General features: G+C 53.0%; 14 protein-coding genes. 2 read left to right on the forward strand and 12 right to left on the reverse strand.

Annotated features, from left to right (window positions below):
• From DP091_RS22595 to DP091_RS22640, 10 genes are all read right to left on the reverse strand, one after another.
• The coding region (locus DP091_RS22595) for a VWA domain-containing protein (protein WP_113060375.1) at window positions 1-2,640 on the reverse strand (2,640 nt) is incomplete at its 3' end.
• On the reverse strand, window positions 2,624-4,630 hold the full coding sequence (locus DP091_RS22600; RefSeq protein ID WP_113060376.1) for a vWA domain-containing protein: 2,007 nt from the start codon (window positions 4,628-4,630) through the stop codon (window positions 2,624-2,626). The genes DP091_RS22595 and DP091_RS22600, both read right to left, overlap by 17 nt.
• 260 nt (window positions 4,631-4,890) lie before the next feature.
• Window positions 4,891-5,838: a DUF58 domain-containing protein gene (locus DP091_RS22605; RefSeq protein WP_113060377.1), complete on the reverse strand. Its 948-nt coding sequence runs from the start codon at window positions 5,836-5,838 to the stop codon at window positions 4,891-4,893.
• Window positions 5,835-6,824, reverse strand: a complete 990-nt coding sequence (locus DP091_RS22610) for an AAA family ATPase (RefSeq protein ID WP_071222606.1) — start codon at window positions 6,822-6,824, stop codon at window positions 5,835-5,837. The genes DP091_RS22605 and DP091_RS22610 overlap by 4 nt, the downstream gene beginning before the upstream one ends.
• Before the next feature lie 71 nt (window positions 6,825-6,895).
• Window positions 6,896-8,575, reverse strand: coding sequence for a phage tail tape measure protein (locus DP091_RS22615; protein ID WP_113060378.1), 1,680 nt, complete (start codon window positions 8,573-8,575; stop codon window positions 6,896-6,898).
• A 35-nt stretch (window positions 8,576-8,610) separates the two neighbouring features.
• On the reverse strand, window positions 8,611-9,558 hold the full coding sequence (locus DP091_RS22620) for an ABC transporter permease (RefSeq protein WP_113060379.1): 948 nt from the start codon (window positions 9,556-9,558) through the stop codon (window positions 8,611-8,613).
• A complete protein-coding gene (locus tag DP091_RS22625) occupies window positions 9,555-10,484 on the reverse strand; it encodes an ABC transporter ATP-binding protein (RefSeq protein ID WP_113060380.1) in 930 nt (309 codons plus the stop codon). The genes DP091_RS22620 and DP091_RS22625 overlap by 4 nt, the downstream gene beginning before the upstream one ends.
• Window positions 10,481-12,880 (reverse strand): DUF7408 domain-containing protein, encoded by a 2,400-nt coding sequence (locus DP091_RS22630; RefSeq protein WP_113060381.1) that lies wholly within the window; start codon window positions 12,878-12,880, stop codon window positions 10,481-10,483. Before DP091_RS22630 ends, DP091_RS22625 begins: the two co-directional genes overlap by 4 nt.
• Before the next feature lie 418 nt (window positions 12,881-13,298).
• On the reverse strand, window positions 13,299-14,198 hold the full coding sequence (gene purU, locus DP091_RS22635) for a formyltetrahydrofolate deformylase (protein ID WP_113060382.1): 900 nt from the start codon (window positions 14,196-14,198) through the stop codon (window positions 13,299-13,301).
• 129 nt (window positions 14,199-14,327) lie between these two features.
• Complete coding sequence (locus tag DP091_RS22640) at window positions 14,328-15,449, reverse strand: deoxyribonuclease IV (protein WP_113060383.1); 1,122 nt, start codon at window positions 15,447-15,449, stop codon at window positions 14,328-14,330.
• A 125-nt stretch (window positions 15,450-15,574) separates the two neighbouring features.
• On the opposite strand from DP091_RS22640, the gene DP091_RS22645 reads away from it, so the two are divergent.
• A complete protein-coding gene (locus DP091_RS22645; protein WP_113060384.1) occupies window positions 15,575-16,048 on the forward strand; it encodes a DUF2621 domain-containing protein in 474 nt (157 codons plus the stop codon).
• A gap of 100 nt (window positions 16,049-16,148) precedes the next feature.
• Here DP091_RS22645 and DP091_RS22650 read toward each other — a convergent pair whose 3' ends face one another.
• The gene (locus DP091_RS22650; protein ID WP_181469899.1) at window positions 16,149-17,324 is read right to left on the reverse strand and encodes a copper amine oxidase N-terminal domain-containing protein; all 1,176 of its coding nucleotides are present in this window, start codon (window positions 17,322-17,324) and stop codon (window positions 16,149-16,151) included.
• A 217-nt stretch (window positions 17,325-17,541) separates the two neighbouring features.
• Here DP091_RS22650 and DP091_RS22655 point away from each other — a divergent pair, with 217 nt between their 5' ends.
• Window positions 17,542-18,462, forward strand: coding sequence for a copper amine oxidase N-terminal domain-containing protein (locus DP091_RS22655; protein ID WP_113060386.1), 921 nt, complete (start codon window positions 17,542-17,544; stop codon window positions 18,460-18,462).
• A 96-nt stretch (window positions 18,463-18,558) separates the two neighbouring features.
• Here the strand turns inward: DP091_RS22655 and DP091_RS22660 are convergent, their stop codons facing one another.
• Window positions 18,559-20,415, reverse strand: a complete 1,857-nt coding sequence (locus tag DP091_RS22660; protein WP_113060387.1) for a DUF6382 domain-containing protein — start codon at window positions 20,413-20,415, stop codon at window positions 18,559-18,561.
• Window positions 20,416-20,419 lie beyond the last annotated feature (4 nt).

Here is a 20,419-nt window from a genome sequence, read left to right on the forward strand (position 1 = left end):
GGCTTTGCGCGCCGCCAGCCGCTCGAGGCCGGCGTCGCGCCCGGCCTCGCCGGCAGGTGCCGGCCGCCTGCGGAGCAGGGCGGCCAGCCTAGCGCCGATGGCGCCCCATGGCAGAGCCAAGCGCCGCACGGCGATGTCGGCGACCCACAGCAGCAGGGCCGCCACCAGCAGCGGATAACTCCAATCATGGAGATTCATCCGCGAGGCCGCCTGCCGGTCGAACACTTCGGCCGGGTTATCCCAGGATAGTACGCGGCCCCCGGTTACTTCGGCCAGCCGCTTCATGGCTTCCTCGCCGCTGCCGGAAGATAGCCGGTATTCCGGCGAATATGGCACAACAAAACCGGTGCCCGGCGCGGCTTGCAGCGCTTCTTCCCCACTCGCGTCCTCAAGGGACATGAGGAAGGCTCCCGGCTTGGATACGTTGACGAGCCCGGTATAACGGCCGGGGGCCTCCTGAATGAGCTCTACCGTCTGCTCGCCGGCTTCATCGTCCCCGATTACCGCATTCAGCTTCTCCGGCGGATTCTCGCCCTCTGCCATAACTTGGAGCTTTACTTGGTTGCCGGCCGTCTCGGTAGTCACTTCATAGGGCGACGACGTAAACTGCGGGAATGTCCACTTCACGATTTCGGTCAACGTGTTGGCAAAGCCGGACCACGATACCCATTCCTTGGACCACTTTCCGCTTAAATCGCTCGTCCATGCCACCGTTCGCCCGGATCCGTATTGCCAGCGTGACAGGATTGGGTCCGGCTCCGGACTGGACAGAACCGTCTGGGCGGAAGACTTCGGCGTTGTCGCTACATAACCATACAGCCCCGGAACGCCCTGCTGGAATAGACTAGCCCAATCGCCCGGGCTCTGAACGGCCGGGACAAAGGGTTTATCCACGATATAGGATTTGGCCAGCATGACCGCCTCCCGGCTGAATACCGCCGGCAGCGTCGTTTCATCCTCAACGAAGTAATAACGACCCTTGGCCGCATCTGCCAAGGATTGAAGCAGGTTGGTATCCGCATCCATCCCGACCGCCACGGAAGACATCGTGATTTTGTTCTCCACCATCGTATCGGTCAGATCCTGATAACCGGAATTCATGGCGGACTGCCCGTCGGTCATCAGAATGATATGTCTGCGCTGGGTGTTAATTTTCAGCATTTCCTCAAGCGCCGAGGAAACGGCAGGATAGATGTTGGTCCCGCCTGCGCTCGGTATCGATTGGATGCTGCTGAGCACCTCTTCCTTGTCCCCGAGCTTCTGCGGCGGAACGACCCACCACGGCTGGTCGTCAAAGGCGACAACGCCGACCGTATCCTTGGCTCTCAGCAGTTCCACCGTTCGCATCGCCGATTCCTTGGCCAATTCGATTTTGTTGCCTTCCATGCTCCCCGAACGGTCGATGACGAGTATGAGGCCAAGGGATGGAATCTCCCGCTTGCCTTCCAGCTCCATGGAGACCGGCAGCGCCTTTTCGATAGGGGTTTTAAAATATCCGCCCATCCCGAAGCTGTCCTCGCCGCCCGCCATCATAAACCCGATGCCAAAGCTTCGGACCGCCTGCTCGATCAGCTCCATCTGCTTGCCGCCGACGTCACTGCCCGAAACGTTATTAAAGATGATACTGTCGTATACGGCATACTTGGCCGCTTCCAGCGGGAGCAGCTCGGGCGGAATCACCTCGGTGCCGATCATGCCGGACTCGAGGGCTGCCGTGATATTCCCCGACGTTCCCGGGGTTCCCTCCACGATTAGCACGTTCGGCGGACCTTCCACCCGGGTGAAATCGAACGCTGCATTATTGGCGGACGCTTCATCCCCGTCCATGAAGATTTCGGCACGGTAACGGTGAAGTCCCGGACTCTTGGCCAGGCCTTTCACGGCATACCGGTTCTCGCCCGGGGTGACGTCCACGCGTTCCCGGCCGATCTCACGGTTATCCTCGTAAATGCGCAGCTCACCGGAGGTCTTAAACGTGCTGCGGATCATAACCTCCACATAGAAAGACTCCGCTTGATACAGCTTATCCGGTACCTTCAGTTCCTCCACCGCAACGTCATGGATGGCCTGCTTCGGAGCCGGAAGCACATCAACCGCAATGCCCCGGTCCTTCAGCAGCCTCCCGGCCGCTGCCATGATGCCTACATTCTCTTCCCCGTCCGAGATCAGCACAATTCTGGAATCGCTGTTGCCCTCGAACAGGCTCCCCGCGAGCTGAAGACCGGACTCCAGCCCCGTAAACTGCTGCTCCAGCAGGGCATTGAACGAAGTTCCTGCATTCTCCTCAGAGGATAACCGCCGTTCCACAGCGCCCTCAAGCCCTGTAGAAACAACGGCGGTGCCATCCTTCTCGCCTTTTGCCGAGAGAGAATCGTTAATCCAGCTCGCGATCCGGGCCGAATCCCCCATACTGTCGGAACGGTCGGCCAGATACACAATCTGTTTATCTCTTAAGACGGTAAAGCCGTGCAAACCCGAAATCATAAGAATCAATAATAGAATGACGCAGGTTCTAAAGAATAAAGCCAGTTTCTTCCGAAAGCCGCTTAATCGAAAATCCGATTTGTATGCATAGTAGAGAAATAATCCTGCCGGAATCAACAGCAGCAACAACCATGGTTGGCTAAATTGAACGCCCACGCTGGTACACCCCCCATTCTGCTGCGATCACAGCCAGTGCCAAGGCAGCCAGCCATGGCATTAACGAACCGACGCGGTTCGTCGTTTCGTTACTTCCGGATGTGCCGGAACCATCTCCTGCTTCAGACTCATCCGCGTTCGCAGCCGCTTGACTTACCGCCGGGCCCTGATCGTCGCTCCAATCCGCCTCGTATGGATCCGCCGTCACGGCCAGCCAAAACCTAAGCTTCTCACCCGCTTCATTTTGCTGTTCAAAAGCGTACAACCCCGGATATTCCGGCACAAGCTGTACCGGCGAGATCCCTTGCTCATTCCGGAGCGCTTCCGCAGCAGGGAGGCCGTCAGCAAGAGCAAGACCGCTCGCAGGCACCCATTTTGCCGCTACCGTATCCGCCGCAATCGGTATATCCGCTTGCGCGCCAGCCATATAGCGGCCAAGGCCGCTTCCCTTGCCCGAGGTCATCCACTCGAGTGCATTGCTGACCATAACCGGGAATTCCGGCGATAATGGAAGATCGCTATCCTGAAGCAGGAAATGAAACGACAAGCGCGGTCGCCCGTTTTCTCTTCCCGCATAGACGATCGGTTGATCCCCCAGCTTTATAACGGGCTCTCCCCAGGCAGGGGCCTGTTCCACCAGCGTGCCAAAATAGACGCCCGATAAGGTTACATAGGCGGTCACCGGATGCTTGGAAAGCACGGCACGCCCCCCTTGGTTACCGACTTTGGCACCTTCTCCGCCGATCGTCCATAGCGGAGTCTTGGCGGCCAGTTCCGCCCACTTCCCTTGCTTGAACCCTTCCGACACGTCTCCGTCGATGACGAGCAGATCAAATTCGCCTTCGGGCACGGGCGGTACATCCGCAGCTGTGCTGCCCTCGCCCGCTTCCTTATCCGCACTGCCATTGTCCTTGGCGGTCTTGTCTTTGGACTCGTCCAAAGCAACCCGGGTGACTTCGGCTCCGCTTAGCTGCAGGGCCTTCTCCAGAAACAAATTGCCCGAAGTCAGCAGAAGCACGCGCGAAGATCCATGACCCAAACCGAATGCAAGGGATTGATTGTCTGCGGCGTATCCGTCCTCCTGCGATAACTCAAGCCGGTACACTTCCGCAAACGGCAGATCGGAAAAGGATTCGGTTGATTTTTTACCAGGCTCCAGTTCAAGCATCTTGCTGGTCAATAGCTGTTCATCCCCGTAAAGATTCACTTCAGCCGTCATCGATTCCTTGGCATTCGTGCTGAGGACAGCGACCGCCCCATAAGATGAACCTGTTTCACCCTTGGGTGAAATGCCGAATTGGTCAATGGACACGTTAAGAGGGAGTTCTCCCTGCACCTTCTCTACGGATACCGGAACCTGAAACGTTATGGGCTCCGTATCCTGCTTCCAGTAGCTGTCCGTAAAAATAACGACTTCTGCATCCCGCTCTTCCCGCGTCAGAGCGGAAGCGAGCGATAAGGTTTCCCTGTAGGCTGCCTGACCGTAATAGGGCCTCAACCCATCCACAGCCTTATCAATGACCGTGCGGTCGCTTTCATGAGAGACCAGCGTCATGGGACTTGCTCCCACGGACAGGAGGGTGATTTCGCTCCGTCTCCCTTGGTTCTTCACGTATTCCTTCATTCGTTCCTGCATCCATTGCAGCCTGGATGCGGCTTCGCCTTCAGCCGATGGCTGAATCTGCGCGCTCATGCTGCCCGAGGTATCGGCAACGATGACCACGTGGGCGCTGCCTCCGCCAGACACCTGCATAAAAGGCTGCATCAGTGCGAAGACCATCAGCGCAGCAGCAAGCAGCTGAAGCCACAGCAGAAGCCGATTCTGCAGCTTCTGCCACGGCCTGTTGGCCTCCAGGTTCCGAAGCACCCGCTCCCACAGCAAGTGGCTGGGAACGGTTGTATCGACATATTTTCGTTTGAACATATACATAAGCACGATGGCCGGCAGCGTTAAACCGAACCATAGGCTCAGCCAAGATTGAATCCCCAACGTGTCCCCTCCTTACTCCCGTGGACCCTGACTAACACGACTTGGACGTTTTCTCAAAGCATTGGATGAAGGCTTGTCATCTGTTCCTGTTTTATTTCAATGAATTCTCTTGTTGTTTCTTCGAAATAGATCACAGACAGGTGCTCATAAAGCCTGCATTTCATAGGTGAGTATTCACCGGTGTTCCCCGTCTATCAGCTACCCAAATACATATGAAGTTCGGCAGATGCTTGGAACGGGGCCCTGCATGGGATCCCGCTCTATCCAGTAACCAGGCCAGCTCCCGCAAGCACCCCGAACATCGCATCTGTAAGCGGCATGTCCGCCGGAATGAGCACGTAAGACATCCCCCGCTCCGCGCACACGCGGGACAGCATCGTCCGATACCGCTCCAGCTCCTCTTTGTAAGCATCGAGCACTTTACCCGTCAAGGCCACTTCCTTGCCGCTCATCGTTTCGCTGTCGACCAATCGCAAATCGCCGGTCAATTTGGGCTCCAGTTCTTCCCTCGACAACACATGCACCAGCACCACTTCCTGCCCGGTGCCGGATAAAAGGGAAAGCGCCCTGAACAATTCCTCCTCGCCGCCCTCGAGCCAAAAATCCGAGAACACCCAGGTCATCCCCGGCTGCCGGGGGAGTGCGCCAGGAACCGCAAGCGCTGCGCCCAAACTGCCTTCGCCTCCCGTTTCTGCCCCTTGCAGGAACGAAAACAGGCGATGGGCCGAGCCCTTTCCTCTCATGATCGGAAGGCGGGCGTTAATCGAACGGCTGTAACAGGCGATCTGCAGTCTGTCGTAGGAGGACAATGCCATGTAGCCGATGCTTGCGGCGAGTTGACGTGCGAGCAGCCATTTCGGACTTTCCATCGTTCCTGCCGGATCTGCAGCAGATGGTTCGGATGACGATGACATGACAGCCCCCATCGATGCCGAGCAATCCACGAATAGACTGACCGTCAGCTCCTGCTCGTCCATGAATTGACGCACGAATGCTTTTCCCGTACGAGAATAGACGCCCCAGTCAAACCTGCGGACATCATCGCCGGGTGCATACACTCGATAATCGGCAAACTCGAGGGACGATCCGAGCCGGCGGGATCGCCTCTTTCCCTGCAGCGTCCCGGCAACCCGCCGCTTGGCATCCAGGCTCAGCCGCTCCAGACGCGGAAGCCATTCCGGAGGAAGCAGGTGCCCGCCCCCGCTCACGCGGATGCCTCCAGCGCTTGCAGAACCTCCTGAATGACATGGTCTGTCGTAATGCCGAGCGCCTGCCCCTCGAAATTCAGGAACAAACGGTGGCGCAGCGCAGATAAAGCCACGGCGCGAATATCCCCTGTCGATACATGCATCCGGCCGCTGCACAATGCACGGACCTTGCTCACTGATATGATGGACTGAATGCCCCGCGGTCCGGAACCGAACTGAACGTATTTTCGCACCGCCTCCGGGGCCGCTGCCTCTTCGGGATGCGTCATCATGAGCAGACGAACTGCATAGTCCAAAATCTCCTCGGCAACCAGCACTTCCCGGGCTCCGCGCTGGATTTCCAGCAGCTCGTCGCCGGTCATTTGCCGCTCCACCTGGAATTCGTGGGAGGATGTCGTCCGCTTCACGATTTCCTTCAGTTCATCCGCGCTTGGATACGACACTTCGATCTTCAGCAGAAAGCGGTCAAGCTGCGCCTCCGGCAATGGATACGTTCCCTCGTTTTCCAGCGGGTTTTGCGTGGCAAGAACGAAGAAAGGCTTGGGCAGCTGGTGGGTTACCCCACCCACCGTGACGGTCTTCTCCTGCATGGCCTCCAGCAAGGCGCTCTGGGTTTTGGGCGTGGCCCGGTTAATCTCGTCGGCCAGCACGATGCTGCTGAACAGCGGACCCTTTTGAAAGGTCATCCCGGTGTCCCCATGCTGCCCGAACGACAGGATATTGGTGCCCGTTATATCGCTCGGCATCAAATCCGGCGTGAACTGTATGCGGGAAAAGGACAGCTCCAACGCTTCCGACACCGTGCGGACGAGCATCGTTTTACCGAGACCCGGAATCCCCTCCAGGAGGGCATGCCCTCCTGCAAAGATACACCAGAGCATTTGCTCCACAACATCCTGCTGCCCGACAATCACCTTGCCGATATGTTCCCGCAGGCCCGATATTTTCTCCATCCATTCCTGTGGTCTCACTGCTATATCCGACATGGACGAAACCTCCATCTTCTTGGTAAAGTTCAAGTACTCATTCTAGCTTCCGTGATCGATTCCTCGATCCCCTACGGATTCGGATTGATCTGTATGAAATATTCCTCAACCAACCCTTGCATCTGGTCAGGCAGCGGATTGCGATCTAATGTTTTGCGCGCTTCGGTCTCATAATCGCGGTACACTTCCTCATAAGGTCTGGACATGCCCGGAACGGTCGGCGAAACGCCGCCCTTCTGGATATCTCCGCCGCTGCCCTTGATCTCGCCGGAATCGTTTTGCACATTGCCGCTGCCCTTGAAATCCCTAGGGATCGTCACAAGCTCGCGACCGCCTGAGCCGAAGCCGGCTCCGCTTCCGGTTCCGTTTCCCGATCCTCCGCTGCCGCCTGAGCCGGAGCCTGCTCCTGATCCAGAGCCGCTCCCCGAACCGGACCCACTGCCGGCGCCTTGACCTTGACCGGCCCCGGAGCCGCCTTCACCGGGGCTTCCCTCCGAGCCTTCGCCTTCTTCTCCCGAGCCTTCCCCGGATCCCGCCTGCGCCAACGCCTCCGCACTGCCGCCGTTACTCCAGGCATCCGATACCGACATCCCGGCAGCCGTCATCTGATCGGCCAAGCTCAGTCCTTGCGAAGCAAGGGAGGACGCCAGCGAAGCGGCGGATTGCGATTGACTGTCGGATGCGGCTTTAGCTTGGGCCGCTTTAGCCAGCTCCTCGGCCAGCTGCTGGAGCGCTTCTTCCAGCTCTTTCGGCAGCTTGCCTTCCTTCAGCGAGTCTGCCGCTTTCTTGAGCTCTTGCTCCAGCTTCCCGTCCTCCAGCTGCTTGGCAGCTTCCTCTGCCAACTTTTTCAAAGCATCGGCCAGCTCGTTCTTCTCTTCCTGGGACATCTTTTTCACCTGCTCGGTGAGTTTCTTCATTTCCTGCTTGAGCTCATCGGGCATGCCTTCGGCTAGCTTTTTTCCCACCTGTGACAACGCCTTCTCCTGCTGCATTTTTTGGGCCAGCTCCGACAATGCCTTCGCTTTTTCCTCCTGCTGTTTCGCCATTTTCTCCAGCTCTTTCATGGCTTCTTCCAGCTTCTTCAGCGCTTGCTCGGGATGCTTCTCACGCTCCAGCGCTTTTTTCAAGGCATCCAGCTTCTCCTGCAGCTTCTTCCTGTCGGCAGGATCGATTGTTTCTTTCTGGAGTTCTTCCGCCAGCTTTTCGGTCTTGGCTGCCTGCTCCTTCATCCAGCTCCGGGCCTCTTTTGCCGCTTCCACCTTCTTATCCATCGGGTTCGGAACAAAAACAAGGATGAGCACGGCAGCCAGCGAAGCGCCACAGATCAAGAGATGCCTTTTACGATTAGGGTAAGGAAGACGCTCCGGCAATTGCTCCGCAAAACGTGCGCCATAACGTTCCGCCTGCTCACGCTGCCATTTAGCGGCCTGCGATTCCTCTTCCTTGAACGATAGTGCCGTCACCATCATGTCGCTTCGCTCCGCTCCATCCGGAACATGATCCATCGCAGAAGCGGCCTCTTCGATCGGAACCCGGTGCAGCCATCCCCATAACAAACCTACGAAACCTGCTCCTACAGGAACGGCCACGGATGCGACGGGAAGCCAGGTTATGGGCACGAATCTCCCCAGCACCAGAAGCAGCAGCAGCGCGGCAAACCCTGCCATCAGTCCGTATAAAACATACGTTATGACGCGGAATCCCTGCAGCCGCCGTCTCGCGGCTTCGATAAAACGCATGATGTTGTCCATTGCTCTTCCTCCTTACCCTGCTCTTATGCTTTAGGTTACGCTTCGTCCCGCGTCATTTCCGATACTTGCGGGAGCTGTTCTTTGTGCTTATCCTTACGTTTCCGCCTGGCGACAGGACGGATATTCCGTACGGCAACCCACAGGGCGAGAACGATCACAACCGAATAGACGATGAAAAATTCCAGCCACAATTCAATGGGGGCCTTGCTGTTCAAGCTTCCACCGTGCAGCAGGAACACGTCTTTTGAGAAGGACGGGTTAAACAAACTCATCATCGCCCCGGCCGGATTCAGGCCCAGCAAATATCCGACCCAGGAATAGCTGCCAGGCGTTGGCGCCTGCCCGCTTTGATACATATTCTGCTGTTCAATTCCCATGAAGAACAAATACAGCAGTCCTGTTATAAGGAAGATAATCAGTCCCGCACCGTAGGTGACAATAATCGCGACGATGGTTCTTTTGAATATAGTCGAGAACATCACGCCAAGCGAACCGAGCAGCAGCATCACGAATAAATAAAAGGCAAAGACGGATATGAGCTGCTTCGGCGAAATCCCCCCATACAGGAAAACAATGCTGTATACCGGCAGGGTGGCCAGCACGATCAATGTCATGAAGCTGAGCGCCGACACCAGCTTGCTCAGCACAATCGTGGCCGAGCTCTGCTGCGTCGTCAGCAGCATGCTCAGCGTTTGCTTCTCCCGCTCGCTGCTGATGACACCGGCGGTAAGAGCCGGCGCCATGAATGCGATGAGAACAAGCTGGGCAAAACTCAGCACATAGAACATCATTTGGCTCATCTGCGGATCAAATCGCTGAGGTCCCCGCTGTCCCAAATATAAGAAAAGATAAATGAAGCCCATCGCAACGGCTCCGAGCGCCAACACATAAAATAACACCGACAGCATGGAACGCGTAGAACGCATCCGCAGCCGAAATTCCTTGTCAATGACCGGATTAATTAGCTTTCTGCTCCAATTCATTCGCGGGGTCCTCCTTTGGTAATTTCGAGGAATACATCCTCCAGGTTGCTCTGCGCTTCCTGAAACGAGACAATCGGAATTTCCCAGGAGACCACCTGCCGCAGCAGAGCGCTTTGCTGCGTGTCATCCCCGCCGTAATGAACATGGACGCCGGTGTTATCCGTTAATACCGACGTGACAAACGGTTCGTCCCGCAGCTTCTCGGCCAGTTCCTCTTCACGCTCCAGCGTGCGGATATGGATGACTTTTTTCACGCGGAGACGGCTCTGAATATCGGCCACCTTGCCTTGGGCAACCATCTCGCCGTGCTCGATCACGCCGATTTCATCCACCATCTCCGCCAGCTCAGGCAAAATATGCGACGAAATGATGATCGTCTTGCCCATAAGCTTCAATTCCTTCAATATCTCACGCATCTCGATCCGCGCCCGCGGATCCAGCCCCGAAGCCGGCTCATCCAGAATCAAGACATCCGGATCATGCACCAGGCACCTGGCAAGGCATAAACGCTGCTTCATCCCGCGCGAGAGACTGTCAACGTAGGTATCCGCTTTGTCGCTCAGGTTGACCAGCTCCAGGAGCTGCGGAATGAGCTGTTCCCGCTCGGCCCGCGGAATGCCGTAACTTGCCCCGTAGAAATGCAAATATTCGGTAGACTTCAGCTGGTCATACACGCCAAAGAAATCGGGCATGTAGCCGATCCGCTTGCGGACCTCCTTGGGATGCTGGGTCACGTCGAAGCCGCCGACCTTGGCAACACCCGAGGTTGGCAGCATCAGGGTGGCCAATATGGACATTGTTGTGGACTTGCCGGCTCCGTTCGGACCGACAAATCCAAATACCGTCCCTTTTTCAATATGAAGACTGATATCCTTCAACGCATGGAACGTTCCGTATTTTTTACTCAGGTTACTAATCTCGATCATTGAGTGGCCTCCCCCTTCACAGACAGCTCCGGCATCATAAAGTTGGTCTGATCCTTGGCGGTGATCATGAAGCGGATCCGATTCCCTACGATATACTGCTCGGGATTCTTGGTAATGGTAAACACATTGTTCGCGTCTGTAACAGGCTCCCATTCGCTCTTCTTCGAGTTCCAGATCTCCATCGTCACGTTGTTGTTGAATTTAGTGCCTTTGATCGACAGTTCCGAATACTTCACGTTGCCTTCCAATATTAACGGGAATTCGGCGATCAAGCTGCCCTGTCCCATCTCCACACCATGAGGGTAAACCCCGAACATCGGCGCATTCACCTGCGATATTTCGGGAGACAGGAAGCCGTAAGGAATGTTGATCTCCCCGTTCAGTCCCCAATCCATCTCCACGGGCTGTATCCAGAAATTGAGCTGATCACTGTCCACCTCAGCGCCTTTCAACGTATAATTCGTCAAATGGTCCTTGCTCCATCCCAAGATGTAAGCATCTCTGTTGACCATTCTGTTGGAATATCCGTATTGGGACAAAATATCTCGCTCACGCTGTTTCGGATCATTCTGCGAATAAGGGTACAGCATCCCGGACAAGTCACCGCCCGTAAACTTGATGATTTGTTTCGGGTCCTGAGGAACGGCTGCAGCATCTCCCTTCTTGATATCTCCCAGCTTGTAGGCTTTGCCCCCGACAACCAGCACAACCTCGGTCAAATCGTTAATCGTGTCATTGGTGACCTTGCCGTTTAATTCTCCTTTGGCATCCAGCTTCAAATCCATGCCCAGACGCCCCATCTCCTCGGTTCCTTGACGGTCCACCCAGACCTTGGCTAATGACCATTGGGACATGTCGCGTAGCTCCAGCGTCGTGGACGCCTGCTCCACTCGGACAAAACTCTTATTCTCGCCCATTCCTCCAAACCTGGTCTGGGACTGTCCCGTTTTCAAATACGTATTCTCCGGAAATTCCAAAGCATAGTTCCCGCTTCGAGGCGTGAAAAATGCGGAAGCCGTCGATTTAACCGCATCCCCCTGACCGTTTAGTTCAATCAAGTTGATGGTGTGCGCGAGTTCCCGCGTCTTGTCCGATGAACCGACCACGTAAACGGAACCGCTCGCGATGACGGCAATGATCGGGATCAGGAACCACGCCCATTCCCGCTTGTCCGCCTTCTTTAAGATATAGTAGAGCAGCGGCGCAACGACGACCGCATAAATAATGAGCATCCACAGCAGCAGCGTGAAGGAAGGCATCTTCAGTGATGGAAAATACTCCAGAACGTAATTCAAACTGTCCATCAGCGAATTGTAGTACATGCCATTCTGCGCGCCCACCATGGGAAGGTTATTGCGCAATATCGATGCCCATGCATCCGGATGGCCTGCCCATGAGCTCACAGGCTCCATGGCCAAATCATAGGCCGCATATTGAACACTCCCTTGGCCATAGGCCTTCGAGGCAAACAAAGGTTGTCCGTCCGCTTCAATTCCGATTTGGGCGCCTTCCACCGCTTTCGCTGTGGAAATGGTAAAGGCCCCATCCAGTTTCAGCGGCTTCCCGCCAAGCTTCTCCAGCTCAGCCAGCGAATGAACGGTGGTGGTCCCATCCGCAACGACCGGCGTGATGTCGGCAAACGGTGCCGCTGTTTTGGCATATCCCGCGCCGCCGGCCAGAATCAGGGTGCCGCCGCCATTCACCCAATCTGTAATCGCCTTGCGCTGAGGCTCTGACAGCGTATCGGAAGCAAAATTGTTGATCACGATGGCGTCCAGTCCGTTCAGCAGCATTCCATCCGATGGAACGCTGGCGTTCTTAAGCGGGAACACGTTCACGCTGTTGCCCTTGCCGTTAAGGACATTCATGAAATTCATTGTATCGGGATCATCGGATAACACGGCGATGAGTGCGCCTTGATACGGAGAAGCCTGCACGTAATTTTTGCCTGAGGCAAACGGAATCTGCTTCCCCTTGGTATAAGACCCTTCATAGAACAGGATCTGGTTATTATCTTTATTCAGCACAGCCCCTGGAATGCCGATCACGACTTCCTTCGGCGTATCCTTCGGCAAGTCCACCTGCTGAACGTAGGAGGTTTGATATCCGAAGCCATTGTAGTTCTGAATCTGCACGACCACGTCACCGGATAGATCCCGGTCACTGGTTAAGGTCAGTTTGAGCGGATTCCATTTATCATGTTTAATCTTACCTTGATAACCCATTTCGGATTGAATGCCAATCTTCGCTCCGTCGGCGTAGACGTTTCCGGCCGGGAACGAGAAGGATAACGTTGCAACAATCAGCAGCGCCACCATCGGCAGCAACATCCACGTTTTTTTTGTATAAAACGACAACTGATGATTCCCCTCTCCGCATATAAATTGCTTTCTCATGACAAATGACACCTATGTTCAGAAGACGTATGTAAAGACTCTCTTCACAAGCTCAACTATATTGACGAGTCGAATCCATAAAAAGTTTGACGTTTCCTTCCATCACAAGATGTATTGGAACGTAATTTCGGCATACCAGGGGATTTGGCTCCTTTTACCAAGTCGGTTATAAATAAAAATCCCACTCCAATAAGAGGAGCGGGATCAAGGGGTAATCCATTGCAGCGTTAAAGTGTTAGGCTGCTCCATTGTACTATCTATGATGAATCGTTCGAATACAGCCTCATATTCTGACTTGTATCTCAGGCACAGGCCCGGTTCCTCTGGCATCGCTCGCCATCGTGTTCGTGCTGTTTCCGCATCTGCTGGCTGTCTTCCTGTCTGATCATACGTACGCTTGCAAATCTTTTGCAGACCGTTAGTTGAATACAACCGTTTTATTGTTATGCACCAGAATCCGATCCTCGACATGCCATTTGACGGCTCTTGCAAGCACTACGCGTTCGATGGTACGGCCAATACGCTTCAACTCGTTGACATCATCCCGGTGGCTAACGCGCTGCACGTCCTGCTCAATAATCGGCCCGCCATCCAGCTCTTCGGTTACATAATGGGCGGTTGCTCCGATAATTTTCACCCCGCGGTTATAAGCTTGCGCATAAGGCTTGCCGCCGACAAAGGCCGGAAGGAAGGAATGGTGGATGTTGATAATCCGGTTGCGGTAATGTTCGATAAAGGTTGGCGAAATAATCTGCATGTAACGCGCAAGGATAATCACGTCGATATCATCGCCGATCACATCCAGCTGGCGCTGCTCCGCTTGAGGCTTCGTATCCGCCGTAACCGGAATGTGGTGATACGGGATGCCGAACGATTCCACGTATTCCTTCATATCCAGATGGTTGCTTACCACCAGCGCGATATCCGCGTCCAGATCGCCGGCCTGCCATTGCCACAACAGCTCTACAAGGCAGTGATCTTCTTTTGAAACAAAAATCGCCAGCCGTTTCTTGCGGACCGCATGGTAGATATTCCATTCCATACGGAATTGATCGGCAACTTCACGGAAGGACTCCTCCAGTTGGGGAAGCTTCGTGTTCAAATTCTCCAGATCAAATTCAACCCGCATAAAAAACATGCCGCCGGCCGGATCCATTGTATATTGATCAGACTGGACAATGTTGGCGCCATGCTGGTACAGAAACTGGGAGACCGCCGCCACAATTCCCGGTCCATCCGGACAGGAGATCAGCATGCGGGCACGATTAGGGTACTGACCTGCCGCAGACGGCAGATCCTTCTTGATGTGAATTTCCATGAGACTTGGTGATCCTCCTTTTAAATCTGCAATTAACGTCAATCGGCCTCTCAGGAAAACATGCCGCGACTTGCGGACGTTATCCCGAGAATGCCTTAGTATTCTGATTATAAAGCCATTTAATGAAGCTTATGAAGTCAGGGAAACACCGGACAACCAAGCGATCAGGCGCTGATTGATCTGCTCCTCCGAAAGGTCGGACAGCAGGCCGGCTGCCATGACCATGTCATACAGGCGCTCCATCGGTTCGCGAGGATCCGCCTTTTTGGCTTTGGCATCATTCTTCAGAAGCGTCCAGGTATCCAGCACGAACGAACGGGATTCGATGCCTTCCTTCGCAAAGAAAGCACCCAATTCTTCTACTTGCTGAGCAAAAGTCGACCCGAACCGGCCTTCCACATCCCCGCGCAGAAGCGCAATCTCGATCTCATACATCGGACGCTGCGTTTTCGGATCTTTACCGATCCACGGCGTCTCCAGAATGAACGGTCTGCCCTGAAGCTTCTCATGATGAACCACTCTTTGAATGGCTTCATAGCCGATCCATCCGGTTCCAATCGGCGTATGACGGTCTTTACCCGCTCCACGCGGATTTTTGCTGTCATTCACGTGAACGACCGTTAACCGGTCGAGTCCGATCAACTGGTCGAACTGCTCCAATACCCCGTCCAGATCATTCACGATGTCATATCCCGCATCATGAATATGGCAAGTATCAAGGCAGATAGCCAACCGGTCGTTGTACTTCACCTTATCAATAATGGAAGCAATTTCTTCGAAACTGCGTCCCATCTCGGTGCCTTTGCCGGCCATCGTCTCCAGCGCAATCTTAACTTCGGTCTCATCCGTACCACCGAGCACTTCATTGAGGCCTTCGGCAATTCGGTCGATGCCGTATTCCGCATCCTTATCGGTATACGCGCCGGGATGGAGAACGATATTCTTCACGCCGACCGCATGCGTGCGGCGGATCTCCTCTTGCAAAAAGCTTACCGCCAGCTCAAACGTGTTGGGCTTGTACGATCCGAGGTTAATAATGTACGGCGCATGGACCACGATCTCCTCAATGCCGCTTTCCTGCATGGCGGCTTTGCCTTCTTCGATAAACATCGAATCGATCGGCTTGCGGCGCGTGTTTTGCGGCGCGCCGGTATATATCATGAACGAGCTTGAGCCATACGACGTGGCTTCAGCCGTCGCAGTCAGCAATCCCTTGTCCGAAAACGACACGTGGGAACCAATTTTCAACATGCTGCATCCCCCTTTTTTAACACACAATTACACCTATTTTAGCTTGTATATCGAAATAAATCTAGAAATGCGTTATAATTCTCATGAAAGTGTCATGTGACAATAATCATTGAGGTGATATACAAATGAAGAGCACAGGGGCCGTCATGGGCTATTTGTCGTCCAGTGCGCCGCCGTCATGGTTCATGAACTCCATTGCCTTCTGGGGATGGGTCATGCTTGGGCTGATGGGCATCGGCGGATTTTTCATGTTCCGCAAGTTTCTGAAAGTGCTTCCCAAAGCCGACGGCAAATCGAAGCTCGATTGGCAAAATTACTGGGTAGAGCGAAGTCGCCCGCTGTGGACGGATGAATCCAAAGCATTTCTGGACGAGCTGGTGCAGCCTGTTCCAGGACCGTTCCGGGATATTGCCAAACACTCCATTGCTGCCGAAATCGGCAAAATCGCCGTCGAATCCGGCGCAAACGAAGTAACCCGGGATCACTGCATCAAAGGTTACATCGTGGCTACGCCGAAGCGAGATTACAAATTCCTGATGAATTTCCTCCAGAAGAAGGACATCGACTACAAGCCATATCAGCATTTGATTAATAAGTAATGATACAACCTTAAATGGAACTACGGTTCCAGTCCCATTCACATGCTCGGACAAACCGTTGGGTCCGGAAGATATCTCCCCCTAGTCCTCTTACAGAGGATCAGGGGGATTCGTTTTTTAATTTCGATAAATTGAAGGGATACATATCAACTAGGCCTGTTGATTTACTCTTATATAGAAACAACAGCGTATTCTCCTCCTGTTTATTGAAGCGAATGATAAGCTCGCGGTCCGGTTCATTATTTCTGTCCAAGGCAACTTCTTCGAGAAACCGTTTCTCCGCAGAAGGAAGCGGGAGGATCTCATGAACATAAGCGGTGATCTCGCGCATTCGGTGATAGAGTATCAGATGCTGCGTGCCATATTCCCGCAAAATCATGTACGAATCCGTGACGTATTCGATCATATAGACTTCGTCTTTTTTTCCAGTGAGCTCCCCCAGATCGTAGGAAGCCACCACTCCCCCTTCATGATCTAGAAACTCTGCATGCTTGCCGTCCGTGAACAATACTTTTCCTTGCAGATCGTATAGGTTGTAAGCATTGGTATCCGGATAATATCCCATGAATCCGTAGTGCGCTTCCTTTATGATTTCTCCGTTCTTAACAAATACCTGGCCGGAATTCTTAACTAATGCGGACATCCCTACAGCTTCATATAGTCGGATATACGAACTGTTGTTGGACAGTCGTTCGACTTGGAGATGCCTCAGCTCCCCTACCCTAATCTCCAATGTCCCAATCAACGATGGCACCTTGTTACCGATGGCTTCATAAAAATCGCCGTTCTTTCGGTTAAGCCAAAATGTAATACCTTTATCTGTTCCCACAGCATAAGTACTGCCCACAGACAGCGTATTCGTATGGGAGTCCCACTTTACCTCCTCTTTCACGGCTTCGGCAACAAACCGGAGAGGAATGTACAGCTTTCCGTTGATGACTTCCGTAGAAACATTGAGTTTCTTCTTTTTCTTGTTTACATAAGCAATATCGCTTCCTGGTTGCAGCGTCACTTCAAGGTTTACGCCATACAGACTCGCCCTTTGCTCTGGTTGATTCCAATGAACCTTCAAGCCCAAAATATCGCCGACCTCCCGCAGAGGAAGCAATACTCTCCCATCCTTCATCATGATCGGGTCTTCCAAGGTAAAGAGGGATTTGAATTGCCCATATTCCACGTTTGCTTTTACAAAAGAAGTAGCGGCATGGGATGGGATCGGAAACAGTAAACATAACATAAAAAACAAGGGTGACCATAATAAGGCTTTTTTTATCACATTGATCATTCTCCTTCATCTCCATGAAATTAGAACCTATGTAGTAAACCCTTATCTATGTGGTGTGGTTACGGGACGGAGCAAATAGTGTATCTCATAGCCAGATAAGATGATGCAGCTGGTTGATTTCAAGAAAATCATGGAAATAAACCATAGATCAAGTATAATAGACTGTTATAAGAAATGTAATCCGATAGTCCTAGGAGGAAAGAATGACATGAAGTTAAAATTAGCTATTATTATAGTTTTACTATTTACATGTATTGTACCGGCCGCAGGAGCGGCGCCAGCCAATATCGTCAATGTGGATGGCGTTAAAGCGGGGCTGCGACAGGCCCCTATTTTGCGAGACGGGGTGACCTTGGTACAATTCGCTCCTATATTTAAAAGCTTGGGCCTTTCTGTCAAGTGGGATCCCGCTAAACAGCAGATTACAGGAACTAAAAAAGGGATCAACCTAGTGCTGACCGTTAGCAACAATAACGCTTATGTAAACGGCTCGCGAATGGTGCTAGAATCTCCTCCGGTATCCTTGAACGGAAATATTTTCGTTCCGCTTCGCTTCATTAGCGAAGCCACTGGAGCAACTCTGGCCGTAAATGGAAATACCATCAACATTACCAGTTACAAAGGGACAGAGCCCTTTGTTCCTAAGCCTACGCCGATCCCGCCGGTAAAAACGAAAGCCGTAAAAATCGAAGAGGAGTTGGAATCCAAATACTCGAATCTCTCTTTCGGAAAACTGCACCTAAATAACTTAACTTATGGCGTAACCGACGATTCGGATACACTCACCATTGCCGTAGAGATTTCGGATGAACGAACGATGCAGAACATTATCGACACCTTTGACAGCAAACCTTCAACGGGACATCTGCTGACCAAAAATATTGCCAACCATGTACATAAAAAATATGGCTACAAAAAAGTAAATATCTTTATTATTACTTTTTTTATCCACTCGTCTTATCCAAGCGGATATGATGCACAATATAATATCTTCGTTCCGGAATACAATGTGTACGTTACACGCTGGCCCTTATACGGAGGATCTTATAACTACTCAAAAAAGGTCGCTAACTGGTACCTGGACCCAACCGGAGACACGGAGTACATGATCTATTCAAGCTCGTTATAAAAATTTCGCACGTACACTTCAATAAAAATTAGAAAAAGAACCCTGGGTATTATGTTAAGGCAGATAGCTGCCTTTCAAACCCGGGGTTCTTTAATATTAACCCCTGCGCAGGGTAAACGTCCAACCGGCAATAATAAAGGCATCCCCCTCCATCAAAGGGTATTCTTTATACGGCGCCATGGATTCCCCCTTCAACACCGTACCATTTCTCGAACCCAGATCCTTCAGTACGTAACCTCCCCCTTCACGCGAAAGCTCGACATGCGCTCGTGAAGTCCCCACTCCCTCCGCGACGAATTGGGCTACGTCAGGGGACCGGCCGATGATGAAATGGGGCTGATGTAGTTCAATCCGCTGCGGGGCGGCTGCATTCGGTTCGTTTAGCTCGAGGTAAGCACCTGCTGAATGCTGCACGGCTGGACGGGCTTCAGCATCCGGACTTAGCAAGACGGTAGCTCCCTCACCTCCAGGGAACGAAAGCACCTCCGTCCGTTGGGACAACTGGGCATAATATTCCCCCTCTTCCACGTACGGATCCGCAGCCGCAGCTGCTGCCTCAGATGAACGCGAATAAGCATGGCCCTGCGGAGATTGTGCGGGATATCCCCCTGAATGGTGATTTCTCTCGGAGTTGAATGGAGATTTAGCGGCCCGCCATCTCCAGTTCTCTTTCCCCTCCTCAAGCCCTGCTTCTTCTTTTCCAGCGTCTTTTTCCGGGTTATCCCCAATAAGACCCGATAAAGGGTCCGCCTGAAAACGCGGGACAGACTTCCACCTGGAATGCTCCTGCGGAATAAGCTCTGTTGACTCGAACATGGGCAAGGAACCGGACCAATCGCTGGATCTCCGTGAGAGCAGCTGGAGTTTACCTGTCCAGCCAAGCCAGGTTACCGCAGCAAGCAGAATCGTAATACCTACCGACAACCCCAGCATCAGTGGAGTATGCTGATTCATGTAAAGCAATCTCCAAGCTCCCGCTGCGGCGAGCAAACATCCTAACATAATATAGGTGCGAACCGGCGAGGCTTTGTCATTGCCCGAAGCTTCTGAATTTGTATCGTCCGCATCGGGCAGCCACGAAGGAGTGGAACCCAATGGGCTTCGACCCGCATGAGAATTCATTTCCTCGCTCTTGCCCCTCTTCCCGAACATCTCATTCGTACGTTCCTTCAGACCTTGAATTAAACTCTGTTTATCTGCGTAGATGTCATTCTCCGTCTGTGGCACTGCTGTCCGTCCATGAGTCGGTTCTGCAAATGCGAATGAAGGCTTGGAGCCCCTATTGCTTGATTGACTATCGGTATAGGGCGATCCTTGATTCAAACCTGAAGGCACTGCTGCATTTGCTTGTGTTACAGTACGATGGTCTCCACCCTCTCCTGCTAACAGTTCAATCACAAGCTTCTTAAGGCCCGGTAGATTGAAGCTCTGTTCGCTGCAGAACGACATCAGTGCCTGTATCCCTCCCCCTTTTAGCTCCGTCACCGATGCGAGCAACCTTGTCATTAGTTCCTTGAGCATAAGCGGAAGACGAGTGCCGCTTGCTTCGGTAGCTGCAATGGGAACATAAGTTAAAAATAAAGTGCCAAGATGCAGGGAACCTTCAATAAACAGATAATCCTCATGAAGTATGTAATTCTCCGGCTGAAGCATATACAGCTTGCTGTCCTCCAAAGCGGTGACGATCTGCAACAGCAATCCAAAATATTCGGTCAGCGTCATTCGCTCGCTCTTTAACGCTTGAGATAGCATTTTTTTGCCGGTGATATCATACTCCAGCGTTACCTTATAATCGACTTCTTTCATATGCAGCTTCAAGAAATGAGGGATTCTCGAAGAACGAATCATTCCCAGCTGTACATGATTAAGTTCTGATGATTGGATTCCTTCAGCCCGGTCCAGCACCATAATGGTTCCGCCGTTCTGCATAAAATCCGCCTTTAATCCGAGCATAAGC

Source organism: Paenibacillus sp. MDMC362, from assembly GCF_003269305.1.
Classification (GTDB): domain Bacteria; phylum Bacillota; class Bacilli; order Paenibacillales; family Paenibacillaceae; genus Paenibacillus_AQ.

Coding starts and splice junctions, on each gene's coding strand:
- DP091_RS22610 (WP_071222606.1), bottom strand. CDS start 6,824: ATGTCGGATATAGCAGTGAGACCACAGGAATGGATGGAGAAAATATCG.
- DP091_RS22615 (WP_113060378.1), bottom strand. CDS start 8,575: ATGGACAACATCATGCGTTTTATCGAAGCCGCGAGACGGCGGCTGCAG.
- DP091_RS22620 (WP_113060379.1), bottom strand. CDS start 9,558: ATGAATTGGAGCAGAAAGCTAATTAATCCGGTCATTGACAAGGAATTT.
- DP091_RS22625 (WP_113060380.1), bottom strand. CDS start 10,484: ATGATCGAGATTAGTAACCTGAGTAAAAAATACGGAACGTTCCATGCG.
- DP091_RS22630 (WP_113060381.1), bottom strand. CDS start 12,880: ATGAGAAAGCAATTTATATGCGGAGAGGGGAATCATCAGTTGTCGTTT.
- purU (WP_113060382.1), bottom strand. CDS start 14,198: ATGGAAATTCACATCAAGAAGGATCTGCCGTCTGCGGCAGGTCAGTAC.
- DP091_RS22640 (WP_113060383.1), bottom strand. CDS start 15,449: ATGTTGAAAATTGGTTCCCACGTGTCGTTTTCGGACAAGGGATTGCTG.
- DP091_RS22645 (WP_113060384.1), top strand. CDS start 15,575: ATGAAGAGCACAGGGGCCGTCATGGGCTATTTGTCGTCCAGTGCGCCG.
- DP091_RS22655 (WP_113060386.1), top strand. CDS start 17,542: ATGAAGTTAAAATTAGCTATTATTATAGTTTTACTATTTACATGTATT.
- DP091_RS22660 (WP_113060387.1), bottom strand. CDS start 20,415: ATGCTCGGATTAAAGGCGGATTTTATGCAGAACGGCGGAACCATTATG.